The organism is Niabella soli DSM 19437 (assembly GCF_000243115.2).
Classification (GTDB): Bacteria; Bacteroidota; Bacteroidia; order Chitinophagales; family Chitinophagaceae; genus Niabella; species Niabella soli.
In genome coordinates, this window is record NZ_CP007035.1 from 3,608,347 (window position 1) to 3,620,212 (window position 11,866).

Annotated in this window: 13 protein-coding genes; 5 read left to right on the forward strand and 8 right to left on the reverse strand. The window is 46.9% G+C overall.

Annotated elements, in window-relative coordinates; genetic code table 11:
• Positions 1-21: 21 nt before the first annotated feature.
• A complete protein-coding gene (locus NIASO_RS15145; protein WP_008587257.1) occupies positions 22-789 on the forward strand; it encodes a hypothetical protein in 768 nt (255 codons plus the stop codon).
• Here the strand turns inward: NIASO_RS15145 and NIASO_RS15150 are convergent.
• Entirely contained in the window at positions 784-1,557 is a 774-nt protein-coding gene (locus NIASO_RS15150) for a DeoR/GlpR family DNA-binding transcription regulator (RefSeq protein ID WP_008587258.1), read from the reverse strand. The genes NIASO_RS15145 and NIASO_RS15150 overlap by 6 nt on opposite strands.
• Positions 1,558-1,730: 173 nt before the next feature.
• Between NIASO_RS15150 and NIASO_RS15155 the strand changes: the two genes are divergently transcribed.
• From NIASO_RS15155 to NIASO_RS15165, 3 genes are read left to right on the forward strand one after another with little or no spacing between them, the layout of a single operon-like run.
• The gene (locus tag NIASO_RS15155) at positions 1,731-2,699 is read left to right on the forward strand and encodes an ROK family protein (protein ID WP_008587260.1); all 969 of its coding nucleotides are present in this window, start codon (positions 1,731-1,733) and stop codon (positions 2,697-2,699) included.
• Positions 2,689-3,837, forward strand: coding sequence for an MFS transporter (locus tag NIASO_RS15160; RefSeq protein WP_008587261.1), 1,149 nt, complete (start codon positions 2,689-2,691; stop codon positions 3,835-3,837). The genes NIASO_RS15155 and NIASO_RS15160 overlap by 11 nt, the downstream gene beginning before the upstream one ends.
• A gap of 3 nt (positions 3,838-3,840) precedes the next feature.
• Positions 3,841-4,602 carry a sugar isomerase domain-containing protein gene (locus tag NIASO_RS15165; protein ID WP_008587263.1) on the forward strand — a complete coding sequence of 254 codons (762 nt, stop codon included), beginning with the start codon at positions 3,841-3,843 and terminating at the stop codon, positions 4,600-4,602.
• A gap of 11 nt (positions 4,603-4,613) precedes the next feature.
• Here NIASO_RS15165 and NIASO_RS15170 read toward each other — a convergent pair whose 3' ends face one another.
• From NIASO_RS15170 to NIASO_RS15185, 4 genes are all read right to left on the reverse strand, one after another.
• Positions 4,614-5,693, reverse strand: coding sequence for a dipeptidase (locus NIASO_RS15170; RefSeq protein WP_025299032.1), 1,080 nt, complete (start codon positions 5,691-5,693; stop codon positions 4,614-4,616).
• Positions 5,693-6,799, reverse strand: coding sequence for a D-TA family PLP-dependent enzyme (locus NIASO_RS15175; RefSeq protein WP_008587266.1), 1,107 nt, complete (start codon positions 6,797-6,799; stop codon positions 5,693-5,695). The genes NIASO_RS15170 and NIASO_RS15175 overlap by 1 nt, the downstream gene beginning before the upstream one ends.
• Positions 6,800-6,935: 136 nt before the next feature.
• Complete coding sequence (locus NIASO_RS15180; RefSeq protein WP_008587267.1) at positions 6,936-7,406, reverse strand: RidA family protein; 471 nt, start codon at positions 7,404-7,406, stop codon at positions 6,936-6,938.
• A gap of 2 nt (positions 7,407-7,408) precedes the next feature.
• Positions 7,409-8,719 (reverse strand): gluconate:H+ symporter, encoded by a 1,311-nt coding sequence (locus NIASO_RS15185; RefSeq protein ID WP_008587269.1) that lies wholly within the window; start codon positions 8,717-8,719, stop codon positions 7,409-7,411.
• A gap of 265 nt (positions 8,720-8,984) precedes the next feature.
• On the opposite strand from NIASO_RS15185, the gene NIASO_RS19760 reads away from it, so the two are divergent.
• Positions 8,985-10,145, forward strand: coding sequence for a TlpA family protein disulfide reductase (locus NIASO_RS19760; protein ID WP_008587270.1), 1,161 nt, complete (start codon positions 8,985-8,987; stop codon positions 10,143-10,145).
• An 11-nt stretch (positions 10,146-10,156) separates the two neighbouring features.
• Here NIASO_RS19760 and NIASO_RS15195 read toward each other — a convergent pair whose 3' ends face one another.
• From NIASO_RS15195 to nirD, 3 genes are all read right to left on the reverse strand, one after another.
• Positions 10,157-11,014 carry a formate/nitrite transporter family protein gene (locus NIASO_RS15195; RefSeq protein ID WP_008587272.1) on the reverse strand — a complete coding sequence of 286 codons (858 nt, stop codon included), beginning with the start codon at positions 11,012-11,014 and terminating at the stop codon, positions 10,157-10,159.
• An 83-nt stretch (positions 11,015-11,097) separates the two neighbouring features.
• Positions 11,098-11,496, reverse strand: a complete 399-nt coding sequence (locus tag NIASO_RS15200) for a hypothetical protein (RefSeq protein WP_008587274.1) — start codon at positions 11,494-11,496, stop codon at positions 11,098-11,100.
• On the reverse strand, positions 11,477-11,860 hold the full coding sequence (gene nirD / locus NIASO_RS15205; protein WP_008587276.1) for a nitrite reductase small subunit NirD: 384 nt from the start codon (positions 11,858-11,860) through the stop codon (positions 11,477-11,479). Before nirD ends, NIASO_RS15200 begins: the two co-directional genes overlap by 20 nt.
• Positions 11,861-11,866: the final 6 nt, after the last annotated feature.

Below are 11,866 nucleotides of genomic sequence, written 5' to 3' on the forward strand. Positions count from 1 at the left end.
GTCCTTCAAAAAAACAAACAGATGAAAAAAATAGTCCTTCTTATAGCAACGGGTGTTTTAACAACTGCTGCTTGCAGCCAGGTAAAACTGCCGGCAGCTTATCTTAAAGACAGTTTCCCCGTTCTGATTGCCCATTGTAAAGCCGTTCTGGACAAGGCCTATATGGTACAAAAGCTGGTAGCGACAACCGACACTTTACCTGGATGGGAAGGATATCCGGTAAAACTGTATCAATATGAAACCGGCAAAGACCTGTACACAGGGCAGCCAAAAACCGGCATGGTGTACCTGCTGAATCCTTCTCCTCAAAAACTGGCAATGTGGATCGCCACCGCCTGCTGGACCGTCAAAGGATCTGTCGATAGTAAATACACTGATTCTTTATTAAAATGGATCAACGGTCAGTCCAACGCGCAGTTCCCGGTAAAGGGAGTGGTGTATGAAGACCAGTATACCCGGAACTTCCAGGAACCCTATGTTTTCAAGGATGGCGTCACGGTATACGTAAAGGACAGTACTATGTTTCCCAGGGATAAGACCTGCACACTGGCGCAACTGGCCTTTTATCTGCGGATAACTAATGACGATTTAAAACCGCAAACGGGCCAATACGCCCGTATCGCAAGCACCCGCCGGGAAGATTATATTTCCAACGGGGGAACAGCAGATGTGGGCGATGCCGCCAACCGGAAAATAAAATGGCTGAGCGTGGTGCGCGATTTGTATAAAAAAGCCTGGAACTCCGATGAAAACGAGCTCATTATCTTATGGGCGAAAGACCATCTATAAGATCGTCATATTCTTTTTATAGGCTACTAATTTTTTATCGGAAGGTTTCAGTTCTGTTATCAGGTAATCGATCTGCTGCGGGCTGCATATTTTCATATTGAACGCGGAGTTTAGTTTTTCTGAAATGGTGATCACCGCCAGTTTATGGCAACACGCGATCATTGCTTTTTTTACCTGCGCTACATTCCATTCCCTTTCGGTAAGACCCGTTCTGGCATTCAAAGCATTTACGCCAAAAATGCACAGGTCTGCTTTTATCTGGCTTAGTTCATAAACGGGTTTTTCCCCCAGGGTTATCTGGGAAGACATATCCATCTGGCCGCCAATTAAGATCACCTTCAGTAAAGGATACCTTGCCAGATGCAGCGCCATCAAAGGGCTTACGGTAAAAAAAGTGGCTTCCAGTTTTTCCGGCAGCATGCGTACCAGCTCCAGCATGGTAGTGCCTGCTTCTATCAAAACCGTCATGCCCGGTTTTATTAATTCAATCGTTTTCTTTGCAATGCTCTTTTTCTCCTCCTGTGCATATACCTTGGTTTGCTGTACGGGATAATGATAGGATTTGGAAAGGGCGCCGCCATGTACTTTTATAATATCTCCTGCATCTGCAAGCTCTGCAAGATCCCTGCGGATGGTATCTTCGGAAACAGTCAATTCTTCGCTGAGCGAGGAGGACAGTACTTTATTATGCAGGTTGATCTGTCTTAAAATATAAGCCTGGCGTTCATTTTTAAACATACCACCGCTGGGTTGCTCCCTGTTTGTCATTTAAAAAGCTTTTATTTCGATTGTTTGCTGCCAAAGCTAATTAATTCCCGCCATCAGTAAATACACCGTAAGCCCCAAAATTTTCGTTTCTTTTTGTTTGCGTTTTTGTGCGAAATTTATATATTAGACAAATAAAATCGGCTTAAAACAGCATATCATAAAAAAACTCCTTTATGGCAGTAATCGGACTGGATTTAGGCGGCACCAAATTAGCGGTTGCCTTGTTTGCTGAAGACGGCACCCTTCTTTATCAAGAGCGCGTGCCTTTAACACAATTACAGGGAGCGGCGGTTGGGTCACTGATCATTGACCAGATCGCCGCTATAAAAAGTAAATTCCCGGGGGAAGTCATTTCAGGCGCTGGCATTTGCATACCGGGTATTTATTATGCAAAAACGGGAACCGTATGGTGTCCGAATATCAAGGGTTGGGAGCAGTACCCGCTTGGGGAGCAGCTTTCGGCGGCCTGCGGTTCGCTGCCGGTGGTTATTGATAGTGACCGTGCCTGTTATATTTTAGGAGAGGCCTGGAAGGGAGCAGCACAAAAATGTACCAATGCTATTTATTTATCAGTAGGCACCGGTATCGGCGCCGGTATTCTATCCGGTGGTGCCCTTATAAGAGGGCAGCATGATATTGCCGGAGCCATTGGTTGGATGGCATTAGCCCCGCCGTTCCGCGCTCCTTTTAAGCAATATGGATGTTTTGAATATTCCGCCTCGGGGGAAGGCATTATCCGGTATGCCCGGGAGCTTTTAACAACAGGAGCGTATACCGGGTCGTTAAAACATATAGATACAGACGGTTTAACAACGCGGCACATTTTTGAGGCTTTTGAACAGGGTGATGCGCTGGCAGCAGACGTGATCCGTCACTGTATTCAGTTCTGGGGAATGGCAACGGCCAACCTGGTAAGTCTTTTTGACCCCGAACGGATCATTTTCGGCGGCGGCGTTTTCGGACCGGCGCAAAAGCTGATCCCTGAGATCCGGGAGGAGGCCGCAAAATGGGCGCAGCCGGTGAGCCTGCCGTCCGTTGCATTTGTACCGGGTACATTGGGGCAGGATGCAGGGTTATACGGCGCCGCATCCCTGGTATTACAAAAGAAGTCAGAGACGCTAAAACAAATCCATGATCAATAAAAAGCTTCTTTTCAGTGCTGCCTGTGCCGGTATGCTTTTCTTTGGCGTTTGCCTGATAACACTTGGTGCCGTTGTGCCGGATCTAAAGGATACTTATGGGATCAGCGACCTGGAGGCCGGTACGCTGTTTTCCATTTTACCCTTCGGCGTGCTGACCGGCTCGTTCATTTTTGGTCCGGTTTGTGACCGGTTCGGTTATAAATTCTTATTAAGTATTTCCTGCGTTTGCATGGCCATCGGGCTGGAGGGGATTGCATTCGCCCCCACAGTACTGGTATTAAACAGTTGCGTGTTCCTCTTCGGCGCAGGCGGCGGGGCGATCAATGGCGCCACCAACGCCCTGGTAGCAGACATCAGCCATACCAATAAAGGCGCCAATCTCAGCCTGCTGGGCGTTTTCTTTGGTATCGGGGCGCTGGGTATGCCTTTTATCCTGGGGCTTTTACAACACCATTTCCGGTACACGGTTATTTGTGCCGCTACCGGGATTGCCTGTGTTGTATTAGGGGCGCTCTATGCGATCCTTTCTTTTCCTGAGTCAAAGCAACAGGAAAAGAAGACCGGTATAAAAAACAAATACCTCTTAAAAGAATCTTTTTTATGGCTGATAGCTTTCTTCCTGTTTTTCCAAAGCAGTTTTGAAGCTATCATCAATAACTGGACCACCACGTATCTCTCCTCACGGATCCAACTGGAGAAAGAAACGGCTCTTTTTGGATTATCGCTTTTTGTAACAGGTATGGCCGTAATGCGCCTGCTGCTGGGCAGCATTTTCAGAACGGCAAAGAAAGTACGCCTGTTCCCCTTGCTGTTTGGGCTTATCGCTTTAGGCATCCTATGCTTTACTGCCGGTAATAATTTTCCATCAGTTGCAACCGGATTAGTCCTTATGGGCGCCGGTCTGGCCGGCGGTTTCCCGTTTATGCTGGGTTATCTGGGAAGCCGTTACCCGTCCGCCTCCGGTACCGTATTCAGTATTGCATTAACCGTTGCGCTTACGGGTAATATTCTTATTAATTACAGCACCGGCATTATAGTACAGTATTATGGTGTACGCCATGTGGCGACAATAGCCGGCACAGAGCTCGTTTTTATGATCCTTCTTTATCTTTTTATAATAAAAAAACTAAAACCTTAAATTATGTTAGCAACACAATGGTTGAATAACGTACGGTCGATTATGACATCAATTGAAGAAACCCAAATGGAAAACATAAGAAAAGCAGCCGCCGTAATGGCCGACTCTATAGGTTCTGGCAGATGGGTGCATACGTTTGGCTGCGGACATGCCACCCTGCCCATTGAAGAAATGTATCCGCGCATTGGCGGTTTCGTTGGTTTCCACCCCATGGTGGAGCTACCCCTAACCTTCTTTACCAATATCACAGGTCAGATGGGTGTACATCAGTTTATCTTTTTAGAACGCGTGGAAGGATATGGAGTAGAAATTATGAAAGGCTATAATTTTGACCAGCGCGATACCATGTGGCTGTTTTCCCACTCGGGTATTAATAATGTAAACATTGATATTGCACTGGAGTCAAAAAAACGCGGGATGAAGGTAGTGGTATTCGGTTCCGCAGCAGAAGCAAAAGGAAAACAAACCCGGCATTCCAGCAAAAAAACAATTTTTGAAATTGCCGATATTGTAGTGGACACCTGCGCACCAATTGAAGACGCTTCTGTACCTGTAAAAAATCACATCGACAAAATAGGGCCCGTATCCACCATGGCCTTTGTAACCTGTGTGTGGATGACCGTTACTACTGTTGCTGAAATACTTGCCGACAGGGGCGTACCCCTATTCATCCACCCTTCGCATAATGCCCCCGGCGCCGGAGACTCCAAGGTACGGCTGGATGCGGCTTTGGACGAGTATAAGAGAAGGATCAACGGGGTTTAAGCTATTTGGGCTCATACTCCTGATTGATTCCAGGCAGTGCGCAAAAAACGGATCCAGTTACCGTGCATTATTTTTTTGATATCCACTTCACTATAACCGCGTTTCTTAAAAAGAGCCGGTAGTTTTTGCAGGTCAGCGATCGTTTCCAGGTCATAAGGACATTGCTCCCTCCCGAAAGCGCCGTCCAGGTCGGAGCCGATGCCGATGTGGTCCGCGTTACCAGCGATCTGGCAGATATGATCTAAATGATCGATCATTACTTCCAGGTTGCAATGCATTTGCCGGGGGGTTGATGTGCCCCTGATCCAGCCCGGAACCATCATCCAGGCATCCAGCGCGCCCCCGATTACAGCGCCCCGGTTAATTAATTCTTTCAATTGCTCATCGCTATACTGGCGGTTATGGTTTACCAGCGCCCGCACGTTATTATGACTGGCCCATACGGGGCCGTTAAAATGATCCAGCGCTTCCCAGAAACTATCGTCACATAAATGAGTAGCATCCAGAATAATATTCAGGCGTTCCATTTCTTTCAAAAGAGCATGGCCTTTTTCGCCCATAAAACCCGTGGCGTCGGTGCCCTGTGCATAAATACCCGTACCGTAATGTGCGGGACCAATGGCACGTAGCCCATTCTGGTAAGCTTTTTCAAGATGTTTTAAAGAAACAATAGAATCGGCGCCTTCGAGGCTTAAAATATACCCGATCGGTTTTTTTATGTCGTCGTTATTTTTCCAGAGGTCCAGGTGTTGCTCCAATGCGGGCAGGTTTGTTATCTGAACCATCTCGCCTTCTTCTTCCATCGTTTTATACCAGGCCAACTGCCCCTGTGTTTGGGCCCAGGCCTGTTGTTGCGAATGCCATCCCGGCAAGGGATTACCCGGCGCCACATAGCGCGCGATCTGTGTAGCTACTACCAGGCCGATGTTGCCCCGGCGTAATTCCGGGAGCGAAACGGTTGCCTTTGCCCGGTCCGGTTTGTCATGGAGCCCCTGCTCGCGTTTATTGAGCTCCGCAACGGGTTGCCGCAGATCGCGGTTCCATTCAAGGGCATTCATGCTCAGGTCCAGGTGTGCATCGATGGTAAACATTATAATGTTATTTTTCTGTCGCGGGCGATGGTTTTCCATTCCTTACCCACGATCCCGTTTTCTACCAATAGGACTTTTTCATACAACGCAACAGTCGGGCAAACATGCACCGGCATGCCGTAAAAGACGTCGCCGATCCTGAAGGGATGCCCTTCGCCTGCGTTTAGTTTTAAGTGCTCTTCGCTTTGGCCTTCCACAACAATATCCGGGGCATTGATAAAGTACACCCGGTTACCTAAAGTGTTCTCGGCTGCAATGGATTTGTGGCCAAGATCAGTACAAACGGTTGTTGGATCCGGCAAGGAGATCACCCTGGAAACAACCAGGGCGGCCGGCAGAAAATGTTGTTCCCTGCAGGTGGCGCTATAACCATAATCCCAATATACAAAAGTGCCGGGGCTGCATTCCACTTTTTTTCTTTTGGCATGAATAGGAAAGGTAGGCGACCCGCCGATAATAAGCACGGGTTCGGTCATGCCCAGATCCATGAGCTTTTTCTTTACCGCCTCAACTGCTGCAAAAGCAGTATCGCTTTGTTTTTTTCTTACTTCAAAAGAAGCATCATGAATATGTCCGTCGTAAGCGTGCAATCCTCTTATTGTAAGATGCTGCAGCGGAGCAATACGGGCGTAAAGCGCTGTTGCTTTCTCCGGTAAAATACCGGTCCGGTTCATGCCCACATTTACATCTATATATACCGGAATGCTGATCCCTGCTGCATTTGCGGCCTGATCGAGTTCTACAACAATGGCCTCACTATCTACCAAACAGGAGAAATCCGTTTGCGGGTAGGTCATTATCAGTTCAATAAAACGCTTTATTTTAGGCCCCACCGGTTGATAGGCCAGTAATACATCCGGAGCCTGCACCATCCCCAGCATTTCGGCTTCGGCAATAGTGGCACATTTAAATTTTGTAACGCCGGCATTCAGCAATAGCTGTGTAACCTCTTTGCTCTTATGCGTTTTAACATGGGGCCGTAAACGATCAACAGAGCCCGCCATCGTTATGGCTAACGCAATATTTTGTTTTACCCGGTCCGGATAAACCACCAATGCCGGGGTGTCCAGGTCTTCTATATTTTTGATGCGATACCAATCATTCATATTCCTGCCGAGGTTTGATAATGTAGCTAAATGTGTTTCGAATAAAGCGGGAGCTATTTTCACCAGAGGCAGACCTCTCCCCCTGGTCGAGGTGACGGCGCATTGTCAGATAACTCAGTGCGCGATTGGGATGGCACTAATCCTGCAGCTCAAACATCGCCTCAATTTCTACCGGTATATTATCGGGCAATGAGCCAAAGCCCACAGCGCTTCGAACGCCGACACCATTTTCTTTGCCCCATACTTCAGCAAATAATTCACTGCAGCCGTTAATCACATAAGGATGTTTTTCAAACTCGGGTACACAGTTCACCATGCCCAGTACTTTTACCACGCGTTTTATTTTATCTAAACTGCCCAGGTGGGCTTTAAGAGTAGCCAGGATGGCAAGTCCTACCTGGCGTGCCGCCAGTTTTCCCTGTTCGATATCGATGTCCCTGCCAATGCGACCCCTGATCAGTGCCCCGTCGTCCTGTACGGTTCCATGCCCCGATACATATAAAAAATTGCCCACTACCAAACAGGGTTTATAAACCCCAACGGGGGCCGGCGCCGGCGGAAGACTTAACCCGGTGGCGGCAAAATTTTGTTCAGCATTTAATTCCATAATTAATGAATAAAAATATTTAAAATAAAAACTCCGATTAATCCTGTTACCGATACAATGATCTCCATGATCGACCAGGAGCGCAGGGTATCTTTGATGCTCACATTAAAATACTCCTTAAACATCCAGAATCCGCCGTCGTTTACATGCGAAAACATTAAACTGCCGGCCCCGATGGATAATACCATAAGATTCGGATCTGTATGAGTTTGCGCTATAAGGGGCGCTATAATACCCGCCGCAGTAAAACCCGCCACCGTAGCGGATCCTACGGCCGCCCGGATAATAGCTGCCGACAGCCATCCCAAAAATAAGGGAGACAGATGGGTTTCCTGTAATAACGTTGCAATATGATTGCTCACACCACTGTCGGTCAATACCTGTTTCAACCCGCCGGCGCCGCCGATGATCAGTAATATCATCGCTACTTCTTTTACCGCCTCCGCGTAAATATTCATCACTGCCGGCAACCGTTTGCCTCTTTTTATTCCTAATATCCAGGTACCTGCCGTTAAAGCAATCAGCATTACAATCGATGGCTGCGATAAAAAGGAGAGCAATGGCGCGTGTTTATCTCCTGTTACAAACGGCAATACCGCCATCAGCGCAAATAATCCCACCGGCAATAATGCCACAAAAAAACTGCTGAAAGGGCTTGGAAGATTTTCACGGGCCATTGGCTGCGGGCGAAAAGCTTCCAACGGGGCAGAGGGTATTTTTAACAAAAACCTTGAAAATACAGGACCAGCCAGTACAATTGCCGGGATCGCTACTACAATTCCGTACAGTAATGTTTTCCCCAGGTCGGCATGAAACTGCGACACTAATGCCGCGGGGGAAGGATGTGGAGGCAGAAACCCGTGCGCCACAGAAAGTGCCGCCAGCATGGAGATTCCCGTGGCCACTGCCGGCAGTTTGTATTGATACACCATGGAAAAAATTAAGGGTACCAACAATACAAATCCTGTGTTATAGAACAAGGGGATGCCTACTATAAACCCCACCGCCGCTACGCCCCAATGTACTTTTTTAATGCCTGTTTTATTTACGATAGAAGTGGCCACCTGCTGGGCCGCCCCGGTATCGGCAATTAGTTTTCCGAGCATCGCTCCGGCAATAATAATGACGACATTGCCACCCAAAATATCTCCGATCCCTTTTTCTACCGACTGCGTTATTTTATCCAGCGGGATTCCCAAAAAAATGCCGGCAACTACTGATACAAAAAGAAAAGAAAGAAAGGCGTTTATTTTAAAAACACCTATCAGCAATACCAGCAAAACAATTGCCCCAAGAACAATGAGTATATCCATTTACAAGCGTTATGAAAGATTCATTGCCTAAGTTAAGGCAAAATATAGTGCGGACCTGTGGTTGAGCCGTTTTAAATGGAGTAACATTATTCAGTATACCGCTACAGCGCCGCAAAATCAGAGAACTTTTCAGTGCTTCAGTGGCAAAAGAAAAGTGTTATGTTTATCCGTAGCATAGATAAACATTCGTTTGCACAAGTTTTGCTAACTTTAATAGAAGAAATCGATCACGCCATAAAGCAGCACACCTGATCATTACCTTACTATGAAAAAAAAATTGCTGAACATCCTGTTTGCCTGCCTCTTTGTCCTGTTCGCCTATGCACAGGAGCAGCCGCCTGTCATCTTGAATATCGGCAACTCCGCTCCGGCGTTAAAAGTAAACACCTGGTTAAAAGGCCAGCCGGTGAAGCAATTTGAAAAAGGGAAAGTATATGTACTGGAATTTTGGGCCACCTGGTGCGCGCCCTGCAAAGCTGCGATGCCGCACTTGTCTGCCCTCGCTGAAAAATACCGTTCACAAACACAGTTTATTGGAATTGATGTTTATGAAAAGAAACAAACTCCTCTAAAAGAAATACAGGCATTTGTAGATAGTATGGGACAGCAAATGGACTACGCTGTTGCAACGGAAGATACGGCTGCAACGGTTGCCGACTGGATCGGGGCCACGGGAGAAAAGAATGAAGGCATCCCAATAACTTTTGTTGTAAACCAGGAAGGGCGATTGGCCTGGATTGGTCATCCTGATGGTCTTGCCGCGCCTTTGGAAAAAATTGTAAACAACAGGTGGGACATCGGCCTGGCGCTTGCTGCGCGTAACAGGGAGAAATATCTAACAATGCTGGAAGATTCATTGCGATGGGATCTTAACAAATACGTTTATAACTATAATTATCCCGATCGTCCTGGTCGCCCAGACTCTTTGTTATTAATGATCGATACAATTTTGAAAAAAGAACCTGGGTTAAAATATTCCGTGTTAATTGTTAATCACACTTTTAACAGCTTGCTTCAAACTAGTCCCGTTAAAGCGTATCAATACGGCCGGCAGCTTTTAAATAATACCGATCCGGTAAAGACTCCTCCGTACGACGTACTAGTGATGGATTTCGATTGGTACTCCCACCGGCTCAACCTGTCTCCGGAGTTGTATCATTTAGGCGCCGAGCTTTACCAGGCCGCTATCAATGGCATCGTCTATCCCGAAATCGTGTCTATGTACTGGTATTATCACAAAATGGCCACCTGGTACTGGTGGGGGCATGATCCCGCAAAAGCAGTTGATAGCGAACAAAAAGCCATCGACTGGTTAAAGAAAGAAAAAGGCATTTCTCCCAGGATCCCTGCTACCTATGCCCTCCGGTTAAAACAATACCAGGAACACGCTCCGGATAAATGGAAACCGGATCCGGCGGGCAATTAAATACGGAGCGCTTATGCCATCACCGTTGCATCCACATCAATTTCCGGTCTGTTCATACTTTCCCTTGCGGGATGAACTTTTTCTTTTTTTCTGCCATAAGTAAAATAAAGAGGAAGGGCGGTAAATAATAAAGCGCCAACAATATTTCCCAATGTTACCGGTACCTGATTGTATATCCACCATTCGCCAACACTTACTTTAGCGCCCAGCAGCATTCCTTCGGGAATGACAAACATATTCACTACTGCGTGCTCAAAGCCCTGGGCAAAAAACATAAATATCGGGATCCAGGCGGCCACTATTTTCCCCATAAGGGAAGAAGAGGTCATCGGCAACACAACGGCCATTGTCACCATCCAGTTACATAATATACCTTTTATAAATGCGGTAGCTATTCCCATTCCGCCCGACTGGCCATATCCTGTGGTTTTAGACTCGGCTATTTTTGTAATTGCGGGTAGCAAAGGGGATGTATGCGCATTGCCAAAATTGGTAACCGATATCCAGAATAAAAGAGCATATAAAAGCGCCCCTGATAAATTAGCAACGTACACTATTGCCAGGTTACGCAACATAACAGGCATCGGCAGACTTTTATGAAACCAGGCCATGGGCAACACAGCAAAACTCCCGGTTACCAGCTCCAGTCCCAGCAGTATTACCACAACAAAACAAATGGGAAATAACATGGCGCCTACAACCGGGACATTCGTTTGCACGCTGCCTGTTATGGCCAACGTAGTGCCAATGCCCAGCAACATACCGGACAATATTCCCCTGATCAACAGGTCGGCGGTTCCCAGTTTTCCCTTGTCAATGCCGGATTGGATCAGGAGCGCGGCTACTTCAGCAGGTTTTTTATAATCCATATTAATCATTTTTAGTTTGATGAGTTATTTTGTATACCTCGCGCCAGGTCGATGATAAAAGGACGTGGAGACGCCAAACTGTTTTAAAATTTATACCCGATGCCGGCGCCCACATTCCATTTTCCATTTGCGGCGGCAGTCTTTGCATTATAGTATAAAGGCATCTGTAATACCAGGTGCTTGTAGGAAGCGCTGAGCCCAAAACCTAATGAAGGAGTAAGGGTTGTATTTTCAGTAGCGTTATTCGCCACCTTGTCCTCTTTAATACGCAGGGAAGGCAGCATACCCAGGCTGATGCAAAACGGCTTATGGGCCCATTTGACGGCAGGCCCTCCAAAGTTGACAAAAGCCCCGTGGTCTGCATACCCGGCTACGGCCATTCCATCCCATAAAGAAGCAGCAGTTTGTGCCTGCGCGGACATTCCTTTTGAAAATACCAGCACTGTAATGATTGCAAAAAGTTTATATTTTTTCTTGTTCATGTGTTATAGTTGAGGACGATAAAACAGGAGTGGCATTGATGAAGACCGCACCGTTCTGTATTTTAACAGGATAGATTTTAATAGCGGCGCAGGCGTCATCATTCATGCAATGGCCGTCAATTAATGAAAAGGTTTTCTTATGAAAGGGGCAGGCTATTTTGGGTTGGCCCTGGCCGGAGCCCAACATACCCCTGCTGAGCGCCATTTGCTGGCGGTGCGGACAAAGATTCTGCGTGGCATACCATTCATCGCGATGCGTAAAATAATAAAGGGCTATTTGTTCAGTTCCATGTTGAATGCATACTCCGCCGTTATGGGGCATATCGGTTACATTACAGGCGTAGATCCAGCTATTTTCTGTCATACTATT